This is a genomic window from Burkholderia sp. AU33803, assembly GCF_002223095.1.
Taxonomy (GTDB): domain Bacteria; phylum Pseudomonadota; class Gammaproteobacteria; order Burkholderiales; family Burkholderiaceae; genus Burkholderia.
Map to the genome: position 1 here is coordinate 225,558 of NZ_NKFJ01000004.1, position 20,485 is coordinate 246,042.

The 20,485-nt window shown below is 67.6% G+C and carries 20 protein-coding genes; 10 read left to right on the forward strand and 10 right to left on the reverse strand.

Features of this window, described 5'->3' with window-relative positions; genetic code table 11:
* Nucleotides 1-56: 56 nt before the first annotated feature.
* Both hemH and CFB41_RS03425 read left to right on the forward strand, forming a co-directional pair.
* Nucleotides 57-1,121, forward strand: a complete 1,065-nt coding sequence (gene hemH, locus CFB41_RS03420; protein ID WP_089439277.1) for a ferrochelatase — start codon at nt 57-59, stop codon at nt 1,119-1,121.
* Nucleotides 1,122-1,126: 5 nt separating this feature from the next.
* Complete coding sequence (locus CFB41_RS03425) at nt 1,127-1,534, forward strand: RNA-binding S4 domain-containing protein (RefSeq protein WP_089455618.1); 408 nt, start codon at nt 1,127-1,129, stop codon at nt 1,532-1,534.
* Here CFB41_RS03425 and CFB41_RS38045 read toward each other — a convergent pair.
* The gene (locus tag CFB41_RS38045) at nt 1,506-1,667 is read right to left on the reverse strand and encodes a hypothetical protein (RefSeq protein ID WP_006476841.1); all 162 of its coding nucleotides are present in this window, start codon (nt 1,665-1,667) and stop codon (nt 1,506-1,508) included. The genes CFB41_RS03425 and CFB41_RS38045 overlap by 29 nt on opposite strands.
* 355 nt (nt 1,668-2,022) lie before the next feature.
* Here CFB41_RS38045 and grpE point away from each other — a divergent pair, with 355 nt between their 5' ends.
* The 5 genes from grpE to CFB41_RS03455 all read left to right on the forward strand — a co-directional run bounded on the left by grpE (nt 2,023) and on the right by CFB41_RS03455 (nt 8,463).
* Nucleotides 2,023-2,568, forward strand: a complete 546-nt coding sequence (gene grpE / locus CFB41_RS03435; RefSeq protein WP_089455619.1) for a nucleotide exchange factor GrpE — start codon at nt 2,023-2,025, stop codon at nt 2,566-2,568.
* Nucleotides 2,569-2,578: 10 nt separating this feature from the next.
* The gene (locus CFB41_RS03440) at nt 2,579-3,004 is read left to right on the forward strand and encodes a thioredoxin family protein (RefSeq protein WP_089455620.1); all 426 of its coding nucleotides are present in this window, start codon (nt 2,579-2,581) and stop codon (nt 3,002-3,004) included.
* 147 nt (nt 3,005-3,151) lie between these two features.
* Nucleotides 3,152-5,104 (forward strand): molecular chaperone DnaK, encoded by a 1,953-nt coding sequence (dnaK, locus tag CFB41_RS03445; RefSeq protein ID WP_089439279.1) that lies wholly within the window; start codon nt 3,152-3,154, stop codon nt 5,102-5,104.
* 265 nt (nt 5,105-5,369) lie between these two features.
* On the forward strand, nt 5,370-6,506 hold the full coding sequence (dnaJ, locus tag CFB41_RS03450) for a molecular chaperone DnaJ (RefSeq protein ID WP_089430628.1): 1,137 nt from the start codon (nt 5,370-5,372) through the stop codon (nt 6,504-6,506).
* A 13-nt stretch (nt 6,507-6,519) separates the two neighbouring features.
* Nucleotides 6,520-8,463, forward strand: a complete 1,944-nt coding sequence (locus tag CFB41_RS03455) for a chorismate-binding protein (protein ID WP_089455621.1) — start codon at nt 6,520-6,522, stop codon at nt 8,461-8,463.
* A gap of 118 nt (nt 8,464-8,581) precedes the next feature.
* Here CFB41_RS03455 and panB read toward each other — a convergent pair whose 3' ends face one another.
* From panB to hda, 6 genes are read right to left on the reverse strand one after another with little or no spacing between them, the layout of a single operon-like run.
* Complete coding sequence (gene panB, locus CFB41_RS03460; RefSeq protein WP_089455622.1) at nt 8,582-9,397, reverse strand: 3-methyl-2-oxobutanoate hydroxymethyltransferase; 816 nt, start codon at nt 9,395-9,397, stop codon at nt 8,582-8,584.
* A 45-nt stretch (nt 9,398-9,442) separates the two neighbouring features.
* Nucleotides 9,443-10,129 (reverse strand): deoxynucleoside kinase, encoded by a 687-nt coding sequence (locus CFB41_RS03465; RefSeq protein WP_089424561.1) that lies wholly within the window; start codon nt 10,127-10,129, stop codon nt 9,443-9,445.
* Complete coding sequence (gene folK / locus CFB41_RS03470) at nt 10,126-10,668, reverse strand: 2-amino-4-hydroxy-6-hydroxymethyldihydropteridine diphosphokinase (protein WP_089439282.1); 543 nt, start codon at nt 10,666-10,668, stop codon at nt 10,126-10,128. The genes CFB41_RS03465 and folK overlap by 4 nt, the downstream gene beginning before the upstream one ends.
* Before the next feature lie 35 nt (nt 10,669-10,703).
* A complete protein-coding gene (gene pcnB / locus CFB41_RS03475) occupies nt 10,704-12,242 on the reverse strand; it encodes a polynucleotide adenylyltransferase PcnB (protein WP_089455623.1) in 1,539 nt (512 codons plus the stop codon).
* A 5-nt stretch (nt 12,243-12,247) separates the two neighbouring features.
* Nucleotides 12,248-12,925 (reverse strand): HAD family phosphatase, encoded by a 678-nt coding sequence (locus tag CFB41_RS03480; protein ID WP_089424564.1) that lies wholly within the window; start codon nt 12,923-12,925, stop codon nt 12,248-12,250.
* A gap of 11 nt (nt 12,926-12,936) precedes the next feature.
* Entirely contained in the window at nt 12,937-13,671 is a 735-nt protein-coding gene (gene hda, locus CFB41_RS03485; RefSeq protein WP_006484992.1) for a DnaA regulatory inactivator Hda, read from the reverse strand.
* 250 nt (nt 13,672-13,921) lie between these two features.
* Here hda and purM point away from each other — a divergent pair, with 250 nt between their 5' ends.
* On the forward strand, nt 13,922-14,977 hold the full coding sequence (gene purM, locus CFB41_RS03490) for a phosphoribosylformylglycinamidine cyclo-ligase (RefSeq protein ID WP_006484927.1): 1,056 nt from the start codon (nt 13,922-13,924) through the stop codon (nt 14,975-14,977).
* Between the two features lie 112 nt (nt 14,978-15,089).
* Entirely contained in the window at nt 15,090-15,485 is a 396-nt protein-coding gene (locus CFB41_RS03495; protein ID WP_089455624.1) for an SgcJ/EcaC family oxidoreductase, read from the forward strand.
* 22 nt (nt 15,486-15,507) lie between these two features.
* Here CFB41_RS03495 and tet read toward each other — a convergent pair whose 3' ends face one another.
* Nucleotides 15,508-16,701, reverse strand: coding sequence for a Tet(A)/Tet(B)/Tet(C) family tetracycline efflux MFS transporter (gene tet, locus CFB41_RS03500; protein ID WP_089455625.1), 1,194 nt, complete (start codon nt 16,699-16,701; stop codon nt 15,508-15,510).
* 63 nt (nt 16,702-16,764) lie between these two features.
* On the opposite strand from tet, the gene tetR reads away from it, so the two are divergent.
* Entirely contained in the window at nt 16,765-17,397 is a 633-nt protein-coding gene (gene tetR / locus CFB41_RS03505; RefSeq protein WP_089455626.1) for a tetracycline resistance transcriptional repressor TetR, read from the forward strand.
* Between the two features lie 5 nt (nt 17,398-17,402).
* Here the strand turns inward: tetR and miaA are convergent, their stop codons facing one another.
* Together miaA and mutL are read right to left on the reverse strand one after the other, a co-directional pair.
* Complete coding sequence (gene miaA, locus CFB41_RS03510; RefSeq protein ID WP_089455627.1) at nt 17,403-18,383, reverse strand: tRNA (adenosine(37)-N6)-dimethylallyltransferase MiaA; 981 nt, start codon at nt 18,381-18,383, stop codon at nt 17,403-17,405.
* The gene (gene mutL / locus CFB41_RS03515) at nt 18,380-20,359 is read right to left on the reverse strand and encodes a DNA mismatch repair endonuclease MutL (protein ID WP_089455628.1); all 1,980 of its coding nucleotides are present in this window, start codon (nt 20,357-20,359) and stop codon (nt 18,380-18,382) included. The genes miaA and mutL overlap by 4 nt, the downstream gene beginning before the upstream one ends.
* Between the last annotated feature and the right edge of the window lie 126 nt (nt 20,360-20,485).

Consider the following 20,485-nt stretch of genomic DNA (forward strand, 5'->3'; position numbering starts at 1 on the left):
GCGGGCCGCTATAATTGAGAGCCGTCCGGTTCCGTGCCCCGAGCACGTCATTGCCCATGCGTTTCGATCTTGAGCCGCCCTCGACCACCGCGGCTGCCCATCGCATCGGTGTGTTGCTGATCAATCTCGGCACGCCCGACGCCCCGACACCGCGCGCGGTGCGGCGCTACCTGGCCGAATTCCTGTCGGATCCGCGGGTCGTCGAGATTCCGCAGGCCGTCTGGCAGGTGCTGCTGCGCGCGGTGATCCTGCCGCTGCGCGGCCGTGCGTCCGCGAAGAAGTACGCGGCCGTCTGGATGCCCGAGGGCTCGCCGCTGCGCGTGTACACCGAGCGCCAGACTGACAGCGTGCGGCACCTGCTCGTGTCGAACGGCTATCACGTGCAGGTCGACTACGCGATGCGCTACGGCAGCCCGAACATCTCGCACGCGCTCGCGCAGTTCAAGCGGGCGGGCGTCGAGCGCGTGCTGCTGATGCCGATGTATCCGCAGTACTCGGCGTCGACCACGGCCACGGCGTTCGATGCCGCCTTCGACGCGCTCGCGCGCATGCGCAACCAGCCCGAGGTGCGCACGGTGCGTCACTACGCCGACCATCCGGCCTATATCCACGCGCTGGCCGAGCAGGTGCGTCAGTATTGGGCGCAGCACGGCCGGCCCGACTTCGCGGCCGGCGACAAGCTCGTGCTGAGCTTTCACGGCGTGCCGAAGCGCACGCTCGATCTCGGCGATCCCTATCACGACCAGTGCCAGCAGACGGGCGCGCTGCTGATGGCCGCGCTCGGGCTGTCGACCACCGAATGCCGCGTCACGTTCCAGTCGCGATTCGGCAAGGCCGAATGGCTGCAGCCTTACACCGCGCCGACGCTGCGCGAGTTCGGCGAGGCCGGCGTGCGGCGGGCCGACGTGTTCTGTCCCGGTTTCACGGCCGACTGCCTGGAGACGATCGAGGAGATCGGCATGGAAGTGCGTGACGAGTTCCTCGCCGGCGGCGGCAAGGCGTTCCACCGGATTCCGTGCCTGAATGGCGCATCCGCGTGGATCGGTGCGCTCGGCGAGATCGTTGCCGAGAATCTGCAGGGCTGGCCGGTCAGGGCCGCGCAGCCCGAAACGGTGAGTTGAGCGCGATGAATTACAAGATTTCGACCGAACCGGGCGCGAAGCTGCGCGTCGACAAATGGCTGTGGGCGGCCCGGTTCTTCAAGACGCGCTCGCTCGCGACCGATGCGGTCGACAAGGGGCACGTGAAGATTGGCGGCGCGGCGGTCAAGCCGGCGAAGGAAGTGCGCGTGGGCGACGAGGTCGAGATTGCGATCGACGGCATCGTCTGGCACATTGCCGTGCTCGGCGTGTGCGACGTGCGCGGGCCGGCGAGCGTCGCGCAGACGCTCTACGCGGAGACGGAAGCAGGGCGGGCCGCGCGGCTCGCCGAACTGGAGCGGCGCCGCACGTATCGCGAGCCGGCAGCCGAATTGCACGGCCGGCCGACGAAGCGCGACCGGCGCATCATCGACAGATTTTCTGGTGGGAGCTGAACATCTGGTCGAACGTCGCCCGCGCGCTTCCGTATTCGGTCGTGCGGTCGGTGACGGCTCCCGACAGGCAGATGGTGGTGGTGCCGGCAATGAGTACCAGCGCGACCACCGAGATCGCAAACGTCAGTTTCATGGTACTCCCCTCGGGAAGAAGGGTGAAAACGGCGCCAGGTGGATGTCAGGCGTCAGTCAGCTAGGGGTAAACACGCTTTTCCGACGCTTGAGTGGAGTGTAGTGCAGCGGGCCTGTGCCAAGCTAGTACTTGCCAGGTAAGCGTTGTTACCGGCCGTTTCGCCCGATCTGGCGGACTATGCGGCCGATGCCCCGGCGTGACGCGCGGTTGTTTCGCGGTATTGGAGAATGCCGGCGAATAACCCTCTTGAAATCGTCGTTTTCACCCTTATTTGCACCAGCAATGTGCGGTGCCACCGGATATACGGTCCGGCGGTTGCCGATTTGGCTTCAACCTCTAATCGACTTTCAGCGACATGGAAAACACGCAAGAGAACCCGGCATCCCAATCGGCCGAAGAGATCGGCAGCGAGAAGCAGGCGGCGCAAGGCGCCGCTCCCGCCGCCGAAGCAGCCGACACGGCGCTCGCGGAGGCTCAAGCCAAGGTCGCCGAGCTGCAGGAGAGCTTCCTGCGGGCGAAGGCCGAAACCGAGAACGTCCGCCGCCGCGCGCAGGACGACGTCTCGAAGGCGCACAAGTTCGCGATCGAGAGCTTTGCGGAGCACCTGCTGCCCGTGCTGGACAGCCTGGAAGCGGCCGTCAACGATACGTCCGGCGACATCGCGAAGGTGCGCGAGGGCGTCGAACTGACGCTGCGCCAGCTGACGAGCGCGCTCGAGAAGGGCCGCGTCGTCGCGCTGAACCCGGTCGGCGAGAAGTTCGATCCGCACCAGCACCAGGCCATTTCGATGGTGCCGGCCGACCAGGAGCCGAATACCGTCGTCACCGTGCTGCAAAAGGGCTACATGATCGCCGACCGCGTGCTGCGTCCGGCGCTCGTCACCGTCGCGCAGCCGAAGTAAGGCCGTCGCGATGCTGCCTGCCGGCGTCGATCCGGCCGCGTTCGACGCGTTCGACATGCAGGCGCTGGACGCCGGCACGTTCGACGCGGCGCTCGACGGCGCGGGCGATGCGCTCGCGGTGGTGTTCTTCTGGGGCGTCGACTGCTTCAACTGCGAGATCGCGAAAAAGGCGATGCTCGCCCAGCCCGACGCGATCCGCGCGCTGGACCTGAAGTGGTTCCATTGCAACGTGTACGAACACCCTCAGCTGGGGCGCCGCTTCGGGCTGCACGGCGTGCCGACGTGGTTCTTCTTCCACCGCGGCAGGCGGCTCGGCCGCGCGACCGGCTGGCATGGCCTCGCGCAGTTCCAGGCAGCGGTGTCGGCGGCGCGCGCGAAAGTCGCGGCAGCAGGTGGCAATCCGCGGGGCGGCGATCCGCTAGCCGGCGGCGATTGAAAAAATTTAATATCCGCATCGCACGTCGGGTCTTGAAAACGAACCGGACGGACGCATTTCGGGAACAGAGTTGAATTCTGGCGCGCAAAACCGCCCCAAAACGCAGGTTTTTGCGCAGCAAACAAGCATTTCTGGAGATTAGGAAAAATGGGAAAGATCATCGGTATTGACCTCGGCACCACGAACTCGTGCGTCGCCATCATGGAAGGCAACCAGGTCAAGGTCATCGAGAACTCGGAAGGCACGCGCACCACGCCGTCGATCATCGCCTACATGGACGACAACGAAGTGCTGGTCGGCGCACCGGCCAAGCGCCAGTCGGTGACCAACCCGAAGAACACGCTGTTCGCCGTGAAGCGCCTGATCGGCCGCCGCTTCGAAGAGAAGGAAGTCCAGAAGGACATCGGCCTGATGCCGTACGCCATCATCAAGGCCGACAACGGCGATGCATGGGTCGAGGCACACGGCGAGAAGCTCGCGCCGCCGCAAGTGTCGGCGGAAGTGCTGCGCAAGATGAAGAAGACGGCCGAAGACTACCTCGGCGAGCCGGTCACGGAAGCCGTGATCACGGTGCCGGCGTACTTCAACGACAGCCAGCGCCAGGCAACCAAGGATGCCGGGCGCATCGCGGGCCTCGAAGTCAAGCGGATCATCAACGAGCCGACCGCGGCTGCGCTCGCGTTCGGCCTCGACAAGGCCGAGAAGGGCGACCGCAAGATCGCCGTGTATGACCTCGGCGGCGGTACGTTCGACGTGTCGATCATCGAAATCGCGGACGTCGACGGCGAAATGCAGTTCGAAGTGCTGTCGACCAACGGCGACACGTTCCTCGGCGGCGAAGACTTCGACCAGCGCATCATCGATTACATCATCGGCGAGTTCAAGAAGGAGCAGGGCGTCGACCTGTCGAAGGACGTGCTCGCGCTGCAGCGCCTGAAGGAAGCCGCTGAAAAGGCGAAGATCGAGCTGTCGTCGAGCCAGCAGACCGAAATCAACCTGCCGTACATCACGGCTGACGCATCGGGCCCGAAGCACTTGAACCTGAAGATCACCCGCGCGAAGCTGGAAGCGCTGGTGGAAGACCTCGTCGAGCGCACGATCGAACCGTGCCGTATCGCGATCAAGGACGCAGGCGTCAAGGTGTCGGACATCGACGACGTGATCCTGGTCGGCGGCCAGACGCGCATGCCGAAGGTGCTCGAGAAGGTGAAGGAATTCTTCGGCAAGGATCCGCGCCGTGACGTGAACCCGGACGAAGCCGTCGCAGTCGGCGCGGCGATCCAGGGCCAGGTCCTGTCGGGCGACCGCAAGGACGTGCTGCTGCTCGACGTGACCCCGCTGTCGCTCGGCATCGAGACGCTCGGCGGCGTGATGACGAAGATGATCAGCAAGAACACGACGATCCCGACGAAGCACGCTCAGGTGTACTCGACGGCGGACGACAACCAGGGCGCCGTGACGATCAAGGTGTTCCAGGGCGAACGCGAAATGGCAGCCGGCAACAAGCTGCTCGGCGAGTTCAACCTCGAAGGCATCCCGCCGGCACCGCGCGGCGTGCCGCAGATCGAAGTGACCTTCGACATCGACGCGAACGGCATCCTGCACGTCGGCGCGAAGGACAAGGCGACCGGCAAGGAAAACAAGATCACGATCAAGGCGAACTCGGGTCTGTCCGAGGCTGAAATCGACCAGATGATCAAGGACGCGGAAGCGAACGCAGCGGAAGATCACAAGCTGCGCGAGCTGGCTGATTCGCGCAACCAGGGCGACGCGCTGGTCCACAGCACGAAGAAGGCGCTGACCGAGTACGGCGACAAGCTGGACGCGGGCGAGAAGGAAGCCATCGAAGCGTCGCTGAAGTCGCTAGAGGAAGTGCTGAAGGACACGTCGGCCGACAAGGCTGCGATCGACGCGAAGGTCGAGGAGCTCGGCAAGGTGTCGCAGAAGCTCGGCGAAAAGATGTACGCCGACATGCAGGCCCAGCAAGCAGGGGCGGCCGGCGCAGCGGGTGCAGCGGAAGGCGCGGCCCACGCGGGCGGGGCACAGCAGGCTGCCGACGATGTCGTCGACGCCGAGTTCAAGGAAGTGAAGAAGGACTAAGCCGGGTTGCCCCGGTGCCGCACGCCGCGCGCAACCCGCGCGCGGCGCGGCTGACGGGTTGGCTGACAAGCGGTCTGTCTTTCCTTCCGGATGGCCGGATCGACTCCACGCCTGGCGGGCTTCGCGGCCCTCCGGGCACATTTGTTTTTTGGCGGGTGCTGCACGCGCCGTCCGCGGCGGGCGCAGCGCCAGACGAGTCGAGAGACTTTACTGCAGGCGAAAGGAGCCGCCGTGTGCGCGATGCGTGGCGGCACAGTGAATCGATATGGCGAAACGGGATTACTACGAGGTTCTGGGCGTCGCGAAGAATGCGAGCGACGACGAAATCAAGAAGGCGTATCGCAAGCTTGCGATGAAGTATCACCCTGACCGCAATCCGGACAGCAAGGATGCGGAAGAGCATTTCAAGGAGGTGAAGGAAGCCTATGAAATGCTGTCGGACGGCCAGAAGCGGGCAGCGTACGACCAGTACGGCCACGCGGGCGTCGATCCGAACATGGGCGGTGCGGGCGCACAGGGCTTCGGCGGCTTCGCGGACGCGTTCGGCGACATCTTCGGCGACATCTTCGGTCAGGCAGCGGGCGGCGCCGCGCGCGGCGGCCGTGGCGGCCCGCAGGTGTATCGCGGCGCCGACCTGCGCTACAGCATGGAAATCACGCTCGAGCAGGCCGCACACGGCTACGACACGCAGATCCGCGTGCCGAGCTGGGTGTCGTGCGAGGTCTGCCACGGGTCGGGCGCGAAGCCCGGCACGAAGCCGGAAACCTGCCCGACCTGTCACGGTCAGGGCACGGTGCGCATGTCGCAGGGCTTCTTCAGCATCCAGCAGACCTGCCCGAAGTGCCACGGCACGGGCACCTACATCCCCGAGCCGTGCGTGCATTGCCACGGGTCGGGCAAGGTGAAGGAAACCAAGACGCTCGAAGTGAAGATCCCGGCCGGGATCGACGACGGGATGCGGATCCGCTCGGCCGGCAACGGCGAACCGGGCATCAACGGCGGGCCGCCGGGCGACCTGTACGTCGAGATCCACATCAAGCCGCATTCGGTGTTCGAGCGCGACGGCGACGATCTCCATTGCCAGATGCCGATCCCGTTCACGACCGCCGCGCTCGGCGGCGAGATCGAGGTGCCGACGCTGGCCGGCCGTGCGTCGTTCCCGGTGCCGGAAGGCACGCAGTCGGGCAAGACCTTCCGCCTGCGCGGCAAGGGCATCAAGGGGCTGCGTTCGAGCATCGCGGGCGATCTGTACGTCCACGTGCAGGTCGAGACGCCGGTGAAGCTGACCGACAACCAGCGCGACCTGCTCAAGCAGTTCGAGAAATCGCTGGCCGAGGGCGGCGCGCGTCATAGCCCGCAGAGCAAGAGCTGGTTCGACCGTGTGAAGAGCTTCTTCGAGTAACTCGAGTAACAGCATGACTGAAGGCAACGAGAGCGCGTCGTTCGCGCTCTTGGACGATTGCGACTCGACCGCGCTCGCGCGGTCGAGTCGTTTGTATTCGGGGTTCGTGCGCGAACGCGTGTGCACGGATCCGGCTCGGCTCGACGAGGTCGATGCGGCGGTGGCGCAGGATCTGCGCGACGGGCTGCATGCGGTCGTCGTCGGCGACTACGAATTCGGACGCAACCTGCAACGAGCGCAGCCGGGCCACGCCCCGCTGCGCTTTTTGCTGTATGCGCGCTGCGAGCACCTGTCGCGCGACGAAGTCGACGCGTGGCTCGCGCAGCAGGACGGCGGCGGCACGCCGCCGATCGCGGGCGTCGCGCATGTCGAAAAGAGCGTGTCGCGCGATGCGTTCGACGCGGCGATCGCCGCGGTGCACGACGCGCTGCGTGCGGGCGATTCGTATCAGGTCAACTACACGTACCGGCTGAACTTCGACGTGTTCGGCACGCCGCTCGCGCTGTACCGGCGGCTGCGTGCGCGCCAGCCGGTGCGCTACGGCGCGCTGATCGCGTTGCCCGACGGTCCGTGGGTCGTGTCGTGCTCGCCCGAGCTGTTCGTCGAGAAGCACGGCGACGTGCTGCGCGCCCGGCCGATGAAGGGCACGGCACCGCGTTCGGCCGATCCTCGCGACGATGCGGCGGCGGCCTCGTTCCTCGCGAACGACCCGAAGAACCGCGCGGAAAACGTGATGATCGTCGACCTGCTGCGCAACGACGTGTCGCGGATCGCGCGCACCGGCACGGTCCGCGTGCCGGCGCTGTTCTCCGTCGAGCCGTATGCGTCGGTGTGGCAGATGACGTCGACGGTCGAGGCCGGCTGGCGCGACGGGACGACGTTCGCGCAGATGCTGCGCGCGCTGTTTCCGTGCGGATCGATCACGGGCGCGCCGAAGCACAAGACGATGGAACTGATCGACGCGATCGAGTCGACGCCGCGCGGGCTCTATACGGGCGCGATCGGCTGGCTTGACGCTGCGAAGCAACGCGCCGATTCCGATGCGCCGGGCGATCGCCTGGCCGGTTGCGGCGATTTCTGCCTGTCGGTCGCGATCCGGACGCTGACGCTCGATGCTGCCAGCGATGGTAACGACAGCGAAGGTGATCACAGCGCCGGTGTGGCCGACGCCGAAGCACGCCATCCGACAACGGTGATCGCCGCCCGGCGCCGCGGCACGATGGGCGTCGGCGCGGGCATCGTGCTCGACAGCGTCGCGGCCGACGAATATGCGGAGTGCGAATTGAAAGCGCGATTCCTGACGGACGCCGATCCCGGCTTCCAGCTGTTCGAAACGACGGCCGCCACGCGTGCGGACGGCATCCGGCATCTCGATCGCCATCTCGCGCGGCTGCAGCGTAGTGCGGATGCATTCGGCTTCCGCGTCGACGCCGGTGCGTTACGTCGCGAGATCGACGCGCGCTGCGCGGCGCTCGACGGCGACGGCGCGTACCGGATGAAGCTCGCGCTCGCGAAGGACGGCACGATCGAGATCATCGCGGCACCGCTCAAGCCGCTGCCGGCGGGGCCGGTCGGCGTGCTGCTGGCGTCCGCGCACGGTTTCGCACCGACCCGTGCGGGCGATGCGCTGTTGCTGCACAAGACCACGCGCCGCGCCGAATACGATCGCGCGTGGCAGGCGGCGGAGGCGCTCGGCGGTTTCGACATGCTGTTCGTCAACGAGCGCGGCGAGGTGACGGAAGGCGGGCGCTCGAACCTGTTCGTGAAGCTCGACGGCCAGTGGGTGACGCCGCCGCTCGAGTCCGGCGTGCTGCCGGGCGTGATGCGCGGCGTGCTGCTCGACGATCGTGCGTTCGGCGCGACCGAGCGGATCGTGACCCGTGACGATCTCGCGCGTGCGGAGGCGCTATTGCTGACCAACGCGCTGCGTGGCGCGCTCGACGCGGTGCTGAAGTAACCGGCGGATCATCGCCCGCTACTGGCAGCGTAAGAAAGAAAAAACGCGGCGCCCCGCAAAGGGCGCCGCGTTTTTTCATCGGGTGCCGACGAATGCATCGCCGGCACCGCGCCGGACGTCAGAACGAATGCTCGAGGCCGGGGAACGAACCGTCCTTCACCGCGCGCACGTACGCTTCGACGGCTGCCTGGATGTTCGGCTCGCCCTGCATGAAATCCTTCACGAAGCGCGGCCGCTTGCCGGGGAACACACCGAGCATGTCGTGCAGCACGAGCACCTGGCCCGAGCAGTCGGCGCCTGCACCGATGCCGATCGTCGGTACGCGCAGCATCTGCGTGACTTCGGATCCGATCAGCGTCGGCACGGCTTCGAGCAGGACGACCTGCGCCCCGGCCGCTTCGGCCGCGCGTGCGTCGCGCAGCAGTTGCGCGGCGCCGGCTTCGGTCTTGCCCTGCACCTTGAAGCCGCCGAACGCGTGCACCGACTGCGGCGTGAGGCCCACGTGCGCACACACGGGCACCGCGCGCTCGACGAGGAAGCGGATCGTCTCGGCGAGCCATTCGCCGCCTTCGAGCTTGACCATCTGCGCACCGGCGCGCATCAGCTTCACGCTGCTGGCGAATGCCTCGGCCGGGGTGCCGTACGTGCCGAACGGCAGGTCGGCCATGATCAGCGCGCGCGGCTGCGCCCGGGCGACGCAGGCGGTGTGATACGCGATGTCGTCGAGCGACACGGGCAGCGTGGTCGTGTGGCCCTGCAGCACGTTGCCGAGCGAATCGCCGATCAGCAGCACGTCGACGCCCGAACGGTCGAGCAGTGCGGCAAAGCTCGCGTCGTAGCAGGTGAGCATCGCGATCTTCTCGCCGGCGTCGCGCATTGCCTGCAGCTTGGGCACCGTGACGGCAGGCCGGCTCGATTCCTGGAGATAGGTCATGGGAAATCCGGTTCGAATGGGGGTGGAACGACAGGCGAGGACGCGTCAGCGCGTCGTCTCGCCCTTGACGAAGAATTCCTTGCGGCCGCGCATCGTCTCGATGCGCTCGACCAGCAGGGCGAGATCTTCGGGGGAATCCAGCGGGTTCAGGTGTTCGGCTGCGACCGTCAGCACCGGCGTGCGGTCGTAGTGGTAGAAGAATTCGTTGTACGCGTCGACGAGCGAGCGCAGGTACGCATCGCTGATCTGCAGCTCCATCGGCAGCCCGCGCTTCTGGATGCGCGAGAACAGCACTTCGGGGCTCGCCTGCAGGTAGACGACGAGGTCGGGCGACGGCGCCTGCGGCACGTCCACGTGCGTCGCGACCGAGCGGTAGAGCTGCCACTCGTCTTCCGGCAGGTTCAGCCGCGCGAAGATGTCGTTCTTCTGCGGCATGAAATCGGCGATGACCGGGCGGCCCGTGTCGAGCGCGCCGATCAGCTCGCGTGCCTGCTGCGCGCGCTGCAGCGCGAACGACAGCTGCACGGGCAGCGCGTAGCGTGCGGTGTCGCGATAGAAGCGTTCGAGGAACGGGTTGTCCTGCGGGCGCTCGAGCAGCGTCTGCATCGACCAGCGTTCGCCGAGCAGGCGCGCGAGCGTCGTCTTGCCGACGCCGATCGGGCCTTCGATCACGAGATAGCGATGCGGGGCGCGCAGGTCGGGCGCGGTGACGGTGAGGGGAGTCGGGGTCATCGGCAGCGGTTCTTGTCGGCGTCTGCGCTGGCAGCGAGCGCCTTCTGCATCAGGCACTGGCAGGTCTGCACCTTCTCGACGCGCTGGTCCGCGACGGCGGCGAGGAACGCGTCGGCCCGGCCGCGCGCGGGGATGTCGAGTGCCGGCTCGATCTCGACGAGCGGCACGAGTGCGAACGCACGGTCGGTGAGGCGCGGGTGCGGGACGATCAGGTCGGGCTCGTCGATCGAATCGTCGCCGAACAGCAGGATGTCGAGATCGAGCGTGCGCGGCGCATTGCGATACGGGCGCTCGCGGCCGAAGTGATGTTCGATCTTCTGGCACAGCGCGAGCAGCTCGCGGGCCGACAGCGTCGTGTCGAGCTTGACGACGCAGTTGTAGTAGTCGTCGCCGCCCGCTTCGAAGGGCGCCGTGCGATACAGGCTCGATTTGCCGAGGATCGAGATGGTGCGCTGCTGCGCAAGGCACACCACCGCGTCCTTCAGGGTCTGGCGCGCATCGCCGAGATTCGCCCCCAGTCCGATATATGCAACCGTCATGGCATCACTTCCTACGTCGTTCGCCGGCGAGCGCGTCAGTCGTCGGAACCGCCCGAGGCGTCCGGTGCCGGCTCGGCGGCCCCTTCACCCGGCTTGCGGTTTCGCACGCCGCCGCGGCGGCGCCGCTTGCGGGGCGATTTTTCCTTCGTGCCGCCCTGCGTGAGCAATGCCTCGCGAGCGGCCGCGTCGCCTTCGATGAAATCCGTCCACCACTGTCCGACTTCCGCATCGAGCTCGCCGGATTCGCAGCGTAACAGGAGGAAATCATACCCCGCTCTAAACCTTTGGTGTTCCAGCAGCCGCATCGCGCTGCGGCCCGAGCGTTTCTCGAGGCGCAGCTGCAGGCCCCAGATCTCGCGCATGTCGGCCGAGTAGCGCTTGTGGATCGCGAGTTTCTCGGTCTGCATGTCGAGCACGTCGTCCATCGCGCGATGGAGCGCCGGCACCGGGATTTCGCCTTCCGCCGTGTATTGCTCGAAGCGCTGGCGCATGTCGTGCCACAGCAGCGTCGCGAACAGGAAGCCAGGTGATACCGTCTTGCCGGCGCGCACGCGCGCATCGGTGTTGTTCAGCGCGAGCGTGATGAACTTCTCGCCCTGCGGCTGTTCGAGCACGACGTCGAGCAGCGGCAGCAGCCCGTGGTGCAGGCCTTCCTTGCGCAGCCGCTGCAGGCACGCGAGCGCGTGGCCCGACAGCAGCAGCTTCAGCATTTCGTCGAACAGGCGCGCGGCCGGCACGTTGTTGATCAGGTCGGCGAGCGCGTTGATCGGTTCGCGCGTATGCGGCTCGATCTCGAAACCGAGCTTGGCCGCGAAGCGCACGACGCGCAGCATCCGCACCGGATCCTCGCGGAAGCGCGTGGCCGGATCGCCGATCATCCGCAACAGGCGGGCGCGCACGTCGGCCATCCCGTCGTGGTAGTCGAGCACCGTCTGCGTCGACGGGTCGTAGTACATCGCGTTGATCGTGAAGTCGCGGCGCGCGGCGTCTTCGTGCTGCTCGCCCCACACGTTGTCGCGCAGCACGCGGCCGCTCGCGTCCACCGCGTGCGTGCGGCGATCGAGTTCGTCGCGCTTCAGGCGCTTCGGCGGCTCGGCAGCGGCCGCCTCGGGCGGCGCGTCGACCAGCGCGCGGAACGTCGACACCTCGATCAGCTCCTGGCCGAACTGCACGTGGACGATCTGGAAGCGGCGGCCGATCAGGCGTGCGCGGCGGAACAGGCGCTGCACTTCGGTCGGGGTGGCATCGGTCGCGACGTCGAAGTCCTTCGGCGCAATGCCGAGCAGCAAGTCGCGTACCGCACCGCCGACGATGAACGCACGGAAGCCCGCCTGCTGCAGCGTGTCGGTCACGCGCACGGCGTTCTTCGAGATCAGCGCCGGGTTGATGCCGTGCACGCTGGCCGGCACGACGGTCGGTTCATGGTTGCTGCGCGGTTTCTTCGCGCCGCCGCCGCGGGCGCCCTTCGGGGCGCGCGGGGTAGCAGGGGCCGCTTCGTCGGCCGGGGCCGTTGCGGGAGAGGTTTGCTCGGTTTCGTCCTGGCCGAGCAGCTTGCGGATGAATTTTTTGATCACGACGTTCAGAAGAGATCGAGGATGCGCCAGCCGCGGTTGCTTGCATGCGCACGCAGCGTGTCGTCAGGGTTGGTCGCGATCGGGTCGGTGACTTTCTCGAGCAACGGGATGTCGTTGTGCGAGTCGCTGTAGAAATAGGTGTGCGGGAAGTCGCTCCATTGCTTGCCGAGCGACGCGAGCCACGCTTCGGTCCGCACGATCTTGCCTTCGCGATAGCTCGGCGTGCCGGTCGGCCGGCCCGTGTACGGCGAATCGGGATGCCCGTCGGTCGTTTCGACCTCGCAGGCGATCAGCGTGTCGACACCGAACGCGGACGCGATCGGGCGCGTGATGAATTCGTTGGTCGCCGTCACGACGCAGCACAGGTCGCCCGCATCGAGGTGCTTGCGCACGAGCTCGAGCGCGGCGGGCGTCATGGCGGGCCGGATCACCTCGTGCATGTACTGATCGTGCCATTCGGCCAGCTGCGCGCGCGAATACTTCGCTAGCGGCGTGATCATCGCCGTGAGGTACGCGTGGATGTCGAGCTTGCCGGCCTTGTAGTCGGCGAAGAACTGATCGTTCTGACGCGAGAAGCTTTCCGCGTCGACGATGCCGAGCTTCACCATGAAGCGGCCCCATTCGTGGTCGCTATCGGTCGGGATCAACGTGTGATCGAGGTCAAAGAGTGCCAGATTAGTCATGGAAGCGCATTTTACTCGAAGCGGTTCGGGCCCGTGCCCGGTGGGGTGATGTCGTCGCCGGGACGCGCCAGCATGCGGCGCAGCAACGGCAGCGTGACGGCGCGTTTCTGCTCGAGCGAAAAGCGGTCGAGCGCGTCGAGCAGGGCCATCAGGCTCGGCATGTCGCGGCGGAAATGGGTCAGCAGGTAGGCGGCGATGTCGTCGGTGAGCGCGATCCCGCGCTCCTTCGCCGCGAGCTTGAGCACGGCGATCTTGCCGGCATCGGACGGCGGCGACAGGTGGAACACGAGCCCCCAGCCGAGGCGCGTACGGAGATCCTCGCGCACGTCGAGCGCGAGCGGCGCCGCGGGGCCCGCCGCGACGAACGCGCTCGACGGGTGCGCGCGCACTTCGTTGAACAGGTTGAACAGCGCGACCTGCTGCGTGTCGCTCATCCGGTCGCAGTCGTCGATCGCGTAGATGCCGATGCGCGGGTCGAACGTGAACGCGCCGAGCGGGCTCTGCGGCGTCAGGTAGCGCGCATAGCCGTACGATGCGTCGCTCACGAGCGCCTGCAGCAGATGGGTGCGGCCGCAGCCGGGCTCGCCCCAGATGTAGAACGACCGGTCCGGCACGGGGCCCGCCGCGAGCGCGAGGTCGAGCTTCTGCAGGCGCGAGATGAGCTCGTCGTTCTCCTCGTTCATGATGAAGTTGTCGAACGTGGCGGGCGGCGGCGTGCCGAGATCGAGCGTCAATTGACGAGACACAACAGTCACAATGCGGGTCGGTTGAAAATACGCGCGCCGTACGCCGGGCACGCGCCGGGGCTTGCGTCTTCACGGGCTTCACGCGCGGCCGCACGCACGGCGCCACGCCGGTTTCGGCGCGGTTCGCTCGGCGATGAAAACGGGGACGTGTTGACCAAGATGCAATCCCTGACGATTCGGTGCTGGGAATTCCGGCCAACGGGCCGGCTTCGGGTAAAATCGCATTTTACCGACCTTCTCGCATTCCCCCATGAATCCTCCGAAATCCGCTCCCGACGCTCAGGGTCTGTCCTATCGCGACGCAGGTGTCGACATCGACGCGGGCGACGCACTCATCGACAAGATCAAGCCTTTTGCGAAGAAAACCCTGCGCGACGGCGTGCTCGGCGGCATCGGCGGGTTCGGCGCGCTGTTCGAAGTGCCGAAGAAGTACAAGGAGCCCGTGCTGGTGTCGGGCACCGACGGCGTGGGCACCAAGCTCAAGCTGGCGTTTCATCTGAACAAACACGACACCGTCGGCCAGGATCTCGTCGCGATGAGCGTGAACGACATCCTCGTGCAGGGCGCCGAGCCGCTGTTCTTCCTCGACTACTTCGCGTGCGGCAAGCTCGACGTCGACACCGCGGCAACGGTCGTCAAGGGCATCGCGCAGGGTTGCGAACTGTCGGGCTGCGCGCTGATCGGCGGTGAAACGGCCGAAATGCCGGGCATGTACCCGGACGGCGAATACGACCTGGCCGGCTTCGCGGTCGGCGCGGTCGAGAAGAGCAAGATCATCGACGGCAGCACGATCGCCGAAGGCGACGTGGTGCTGGGCCTCGCATCGAGCGGCATCCACTCGAACGGCTTTTCGCTCGTGCGCAAGATCATCGAGCGCGCGAACCCCGACCTGTCGGCCGATTTCCACGGCCGCTCGCTGGCCGACGCGCTGATGGCGCCCACGCGCATCTACGTGAAGCCGCTGCTCGCGCTGATGCAGAAGCTGTCGGTGAAGGGCATGGCGCACATCACGGGCGGCGGTCTCGTCGAGAACATTCCGCGCGTGCTGCGCGAAGGCCTTACCGCCGAGCTCGACCAGAACGCATGGCCGCTGCCGCCGCTGTTCAAGTGGCTGCAGGAGCACGGCGGTGTCGCCGATGCGGAAATGCACCGCGTGTTCAACTGCGGCATCGGCATGGCCGTGATCGTGTCGGCGGCCGATGCGGACGCAGCGATCGCCGACCTGACCGCCGCCGGCGAACAGGTGTGGAAGATCGGCACCGTGCGTGCGACCCGCGAAGGCGAGGCGCAGACGGTCGTGGTCTGACGCACCGCCTGCAGCAGATGCAGCAAGGAAAGCCGCCCGGAGTCGATCCGGGCGGCTTTTTTTTCGGGCGTGGCGTCGCGTTCGGGCGCGCGCCGGTGAAGGAGGGACGACGATGACCGAAGACGAACACGCGATCCGCGAACTCGTGGACAACTGGTTCGTGTCGAGCCGGCGTGGCGACCTGGCGACGGTACTCGACCTGATCGCCGACGACGCGATCTTCATGGTGGCCGGCAAGCCGCCGTTCGACAAGGCGGCGTTTGCGGCCGCGTCGCGCGACGCGAACGCCGGGGGCGGCAACGCGCCGAAGATCGACGGCCGTTACCGGATCGACGAGCTGCGCATGCTGGGCGACTGGGCGTACATGCGCAATTTCATCGAGATCGAGGCGACCCCGCCGGGCGGCGAGACGATCCGCCGGTCGGGCCATACGCTGACGATCTTCCGCAAGGCCGACGGCCGCTGGCAGCTCGTGCGCGACGCGAATCTGGTGACGCTCGCGCAGTGAGCGCGACGGGGCGCGCCGACGCTCATGCGGACGGCCGTGCCGCGCCCGCCGGCCGCGCACCGGCCAGCAACGGCGGGACGAGCAGATAAAGCAGTGCGGCCGCGGCCCAGACGAGCCCCGGCCACGTCGCACGTGTCGCCGCATAGGTCGCGGTAACGACCAGCGGCCCCGCGACGCCGATCAGGCTCGCCACGCTCGCGAGCGCGCCTTGTAGTTCACCCTGGCGCCCATCGTCGACCTGCCGCGCCAGCATCGCCTGCAGGGCCGGCAGCGTCATGCCGCCTGCTGCGAACAGCGGCAGCAGCGCGAACGGCACCCATGCGGCGGTCGCGAACGCGATCGCCACGAGCCCGAGCGCGTCGCCCGCGAGGCCCAGTGCAAGCGCGCGGCGCTCGCCGAGCCGCGCGATCAGCGGCCCGATCGCGAAGGCTTGCGCGAGTGCGTGACACGCGCCGTAGCCTGCCAGCGACAGCCCCGCGATCGGCGTCGACCAGCCGAAATGCTCCTGGCCGTACAGGATCCACAGTGTTGCGGGCGCCTGCGACACCAGCGCCACGATCACGTAAATGCCGATCAGCGGGGCGAGCGCGGGCGCGCCGGTCAGCCGGCGCAGGCTCTCGAACGGATTGAGTGCGCCAACCGCGTGGCCTTCGCGGGCCGAAGGCGGCCGTGATTCCGGCAGCGCACGCCAGACCAGTACGAGATTGAGCGCATTGAGCACGGCGGCCGCGACGAACGGTGCGCGCAGGTGTAGCGCGCCGAGCAGGCCGCCGATCAGCGGGCCCGCGATGAAGCCGATGCCCATCATCGCGCCGAGCTGGCCGAAGCGTCGTGCGCGATCGGGTTCGGCGGTGACGTCGGTGACGTAGGCAGTCGCGACCGCGACGTTCGCGCCGGTGATGCCCGCGATCAGCCGCCCCACGTAAAGCCAAGCGAGGGTCGGCGCGAGCGCCATCAGCAGGTAGTCGAGCGCGGCGCCCGCGAGCGACACGAGCAGCACGGGCCGGCGGCCGAAGCGGTCGCTCAGCGCGCCGAGCAGTGGGGCGCACAGGAACTGCGCGAACGCGTACAGCGCGAGCAGGATCCCGTAGTGGGTATCGGTGCTGCCTGCGTCGGCGAGCGAGCGCAGCAGCCCGGGCAGGATCGGCATCACGATCCCGACGCCGATCGCGTCGAGCAGGACCGTGGCCAGGATGGCAATCAGGGACGGATTCAAGAGCGTGACTCTATCAGTGATAGAGTGGCGATTATTCCACAGCTTTCCCTATCGGTGATAGAGATGAAGGACACAGGGGCGCGGCTGACGCGCGACACGGTATTGCGCGCGGCGCTCGACCTGCTCGACGAAGTCGGCATCGACGGGCTGTCGACGCGGAAGCTCGCCGAGCGGCTCGGCGTGCAGTCGCCGACGCTTTATTGGCATTTCAAGAACAAGGGCGAACTGCTCGATGCGATGGCCGAGGCGATCATGCTCGAGCGTCACGATGCGTCGCTGCCGCGGCCGGGCGAAGCGTGGGATGCGTGGCTTTTGGACAACGCGCGCAGTTTCCGTCGCGCGCTGCTAGCCTATCGCGACGGCGCGCGCCTGCATGCCGGTACGCGGCCGCGCGCGCTGCATTTCGGCTCGATCGAACGCAAGGTCGCGCTGCTCGGCGATGCGGGTTTCGCGCCGGACGAGGCGGTCGACGTGATGTATGCGCTGGGCCGCTTCGTGGTCGGATGGGTGCTGGAAGAGCAGGCGGAAGCGGACGGCGACGCCGATGCGCTGCTGCCGGACGCGGCCGAGTATCCGCTGCTCGCGAAGGGCTGGGCCGCGTTGCGCGCGCGCAGCGGCGACGAGGCGTTCGAGCGCGGCGTCGCGTTGATCGTCGACGGCGCCCGCGCGCATCTGGCAGCGCGCGCGCGCGGCTGACGCGGTCAGCCCGGCGTGCGGCCGTTGAGCACGCGTTCGAGCGCGTCGAGTGCGCGGGCCGTCGAGTCCGGCGCGATGCAGTCGACGACGATCCGCTCCGGCATCGCGCGCAGCCAGGTGATCTGGCGCTTGCAGAGCTGGCGCGTCGCGAAGATGCCCTTGTCGCGCATCGTCCGGTAGTCGGTATCGCCGTCGAGAAATTCCCACGCCTGCCGGTAGCCGACGCAGCGCATCGACGGCAGGTCGGGATGGAGATCCTCGCGACGGCGCAGCCGCTCGACTTCGTCGATGAAGCCCGCGTCCAGCATTGCGTCGAAGCGCTGCGCGATCCGTTTGTGCAGTACCGCGCGATCCGACGGTTCGAGCGCGACCGGCACGAAGCGGTAAGCGGCGGCCGCATCGTCGGTGCGGCGCGGCGCGGCAAGCAGCACCGACATCGGCTGCCCGCTCAGCATGAACACTTCGAGCGCACGCTGGATCCGCTGCGAATCGTTCGGTGCGAGTCGCGCGGCCGTGTCGGGGTCGACCTGCGCGAGCCGCGCGTGCAGCGCGGGCCAGCCATCGCGCTCGGCTTCGGCATCGAGTGTCGCGCGTACGTCCGGATCGGCGCCCGGCAGGTCGTTGAGCCCCTGCGTCAGCGCCTTGTAGTACAGCATCGTGCCGCCCGCGAGCAGCGGCGTGCGGCCGCGCGCGGCGATCTCGCCGATCAGGCGCAGCGTGTCCGCGCGGAAGCTCGCGGCCGAATACGCGTCGGCCGGATCGATGATGTCGATCAGATGATGCGGCACGCTCGCGCGCTCGTCGCGCGACGGCTTCGCGGTGCCGATATCCATGTCGCGGTAGACGAGCGCCGAATCGACGCTGACGATCTCGATCGGCCGACGCGCGGCGAGCGCCAGCGCCGCGGCCGTCTTGCCCGATGCGGTAGGGCCGAGCAGGCAGGCGATCGTCGTCGGGCTCGGGTTGGTGTGCGGTGCTGCGCTCATTGCCCGCGCATGAAGAGGCGGTCGAGATCGTTCAGCGTGAGCTGATACCACGTCGGCCGGCCGTGATTGCACTGATCCGCGCGTTCGGTCGCTTCCATCTGCCGCAGCAGCGCGTTCATCTCGTCGAGCGTCAGGCGCCGGTTCGCGCGCACCGCGTGGTGGCACGCGAGCGTACCGAGCAGTTCGTGCTGGCGCTCGGTGAGCACCCGCGAGCCGCCGAACGCGTGCAGGTCGGCGAGCACCGCGCGCGCGAGCGACTGCAGGTCGGCATCCTTCAGCAGCGCCGGCACCGCGCGGATCGCGAGCGTCGTCGGCGACAGCACCGCCAGGTCGAAGCCGAGCGATTCGAGCGTGTCGCGCTCTTCCTCGACCGTGCCGATCTCGACCGGCGTGGCCGTCATCGAGATCGGCAGCAGCAGCGCCTGCACGGCGACCGAGCGGTCGGCAAGCGCGTTCTTGAACTGCTCGTACAGGATCCGCTCGTGCGCCGCGTGCATGTCGACGATCACGAGGCCGTGTGCGTTCTGCGCGAGCACGTAGATGCCGTGGATCTGGCCTAGCGCGAAGCCGAGTGGCTGCTCGTCGTGCGTGGTCGCGGCGATCGGCGACGCGGTGAAGCCCGACAGCGGTGCGATCGGCGCGTCGGCCGAATCGCGTGCGATGATCGTCGTGCCGTCCGGCGTGCCCGCGCCGGTGTCCTTGCGGCCGAACAGCGCGTCATAGAGCGCGAGCGGCTGCGCGACGGGCAGCGTGCCCTGGGTCATCCGCGCCTGACGCATCCACGTGTTGCCCGACGACGAGGACGACGAGAAGCCGCTACCGCCTAACGCATTGCCTTGCTGGCTCTGGCCGAGTGGCGTATCCAGGAACGAAGAAGGCCCGCGTGGCGTCGGTTCAATATGTGCGGCATGGCCGCCCGCCGTGGTTTCCGGCGACGCGCCTGCATGGCGCGCCAGCGCGCGCTGGACCGCATGGAAGACATATTGGTGGATCGAGCGCGAATCGCGGAAGCGCACCTCGATCTTCGACGGGTGCACGTTCACGTCGACGGCTTCGGGCGGAAGGTCCAGAAACAGCACGTACGACGGGTAGCGGTCGCCGTGCAGCACGTCCTCGTAGGCCGCGCGCACCGCGTGCGTCAGCAGTTTGTCGCGCACGAAGCGGCCGTTGACGAAGAAATATTGCTGGTCGGCGCGACCGCGGCTTGCGGTCGGCAGGCCGGCGCAGCCGTAGACCGCGAGCGGGCCGGCCTGCTCGTCGAGCGGCAGGTGCGCGGTCGCGAAGCTGTCGCCGAGGATCTTCGCGACGCGCTGCGCCGGCTCGGTCGCGTTCCAGTGTTCGACCGCCTTGCCGTTGTGCAGCACCGAGATCGCGACGTCCGGCCGCGCGAGCGCCGCGCGGCGAATCATTTCCAGGCAGTGGCCGAACTCCGTCTGCTCGCTCTTCAGGAACTTGCGGCGCGCGGGCGTGTTGAAGTACAGCTCGCGCACCTCGATCGTCGTGCCGGTCGCGCCGGCGGCCGGCGACAGCACGCCCGTCTGCGCGTCGATCTTCATCGCGTGCGCGGCATCGGCCGTCCGGCTCGTGATCGACATCTCGGCGACCGACGCGATCGACGCGAGCGCTTCGCCGCGGAACCCGAGCGTCGCGACCGCTTCGAGCTCCTCGAGCGAGCGGATCTTGCTGGTCGCATGGCGCATCAGCGCGAGCGCCAGCTCGTCCGGCGGAATCCCGCAGCCGTCGTCGGTGATCGAGATGCGCTTGACGCCGCCTTCTTCCAGCACGATGCGCAGCGTGCTGGCGCCGGCGTCCATCGCGTTCTCGAGCAGTTCCTTGACGACCGACGCCGGGCGTTCGACGACCTCGCCGGCGGCGATCTGGCTGATCAGCTGGTCGGGCAGGGGCTGGATCGCGCGCAGCGGGCGCGGAGCAGGGGCGGGCGCGGCGCCCGCGGCCGTTTCGGTGATATCGGACATGGCCGAATTATAGCGAGGCGGCGATTGCGTGCCGGGGCGACTGGCGGTTACGTTTTTTCACGGAGCCTTAAGGTAGTTTCGGTATCATGGGTCCGTAACACCCTCCGGCCTTGACCGGCGGGCGCT

What these genes read in the sequence shown, in the direction of transcription:
- hemH (WP_089439277.1), top strand. Translation starts at nt 57, where the DNA reads ATGCGTTTCGATCTTGAGCCGCCCTCGACCACCGCGGCTGCCCATCGC.
- CFB41_RS03425 (WP_089455618.1), top strand. Translation starts at nt 1,127, where the DNA reads ATGAATTACAAGATTTCGACCGAACCGGGCGCGAAGCTGCGCGTCGAC.
- CFB41_RS38045 (WP_006476841.1), bottom strand. Translation starts at nt 1,667, where the DNA reads ATGAAACTGACGTTTGCGATCTCGGTGGTCGCGCTGGTACTCATTGCC.
- grpE (WP_089455619.1), top strand. Translation starts at nt 2,023, where the DNA reads ATGGAAAACACGCAAGAGAACCCGGCATCCCAATCGGCCGAAGAGATC.
- CFB41_RS03440 (WP_089455620.1), top strand. Translation starts at nt 2,579, where the DNA reads ATGCTGCCTGCCGGCGTCGATCCGGCCGCGTTCGACGCGTTCGACATG.
- dnaK (WP_089439279.1), top strand. Translation starts at nt 3,152, where the DNA reads ATGGGAAAGATCATCGGTATTGACCTCGGCACCACGAACTCGTGCGTC.
- dnaJ (WP_089430628.1), top strand. Translation starts at nt 5,370, where the DNA reads ATGGCGAAACGGGATTACTACGAGGTTCTGGGCGTCGCGAAGAATGCG.
- CFB41_RS03455 (WP_089455621.1), top strand. Translation starts at nt 6,520, where the DNA reads ATGACTGAAGGCAACGAGAGCGCGTCGTTCGCGCTCTTGGACGATTGC.
- panB (WP_089455622.1), bottom strand. Translation starts at nt 9,397, where the DNA reads ATGACCTATCTCCAGGAATCGAGCCGGCCTGCCGTCACGGTGCCCAAG.
- CFB41_RS03465 (WP_089424561.1), bottom strand. Translation starts at nt 10,129, where the DNA reads ATGACCCCGACTCCCCTCACCGTCACCGCGCCCGACCTGCGCGCCCCG.
- folK (WP_089439282.1), bottom strand. Translation starts at nt 10,668, where the DNA reads ATGACGGTTGCATATATCGGACTGGGGGCGAATCTCGGCGATGCGCGC.
- CFB41_RS03480 (WP_089424564.1), bottom strand. Translation starts at nt 12,925, where the DNA reads ATGACTAATCTGGCACTCTTTGACCTCGATCACACGTTGATCCCGACC.
- purM (WP_006484927.1), top strand. Translation starts at nt 13,922, where the DNA reads ATGAATCCTCCGAAATCCGCTCCCGACGCTCAGGGTCTGTCCTATCGC.
- CFB41_RS03495 (WP_089455624.1), top strand. Translation starts at nt 15,090, where the DNA reads ATGACCGAAGACGAACACGCGATCCGCGAACTCGTGGACAACTGGTTC.
- tetR (WP_089455626.1), top strand. Translation starts at nt 16,765, where the DNA reads ATGAAGGACACAGGGGCGCGGCTGACGCGCGACACGGTATTGCGCGCG.
- miaA (WP_089455627.1), bottom strand. Translation starts at nt 18,383, where the DNA reads ATGAGCGCAGCACCGCACACCAACCCGAGCCCGACGACGATCGCCTGC.
- mutL (WP_089455628.1), bottom strand. Translation starts at nt 20,359, where the DNA reads ATGTCCGATATCACCGAAACGGCCGCGGGCGCCGCGCCCGCCCCTGCT.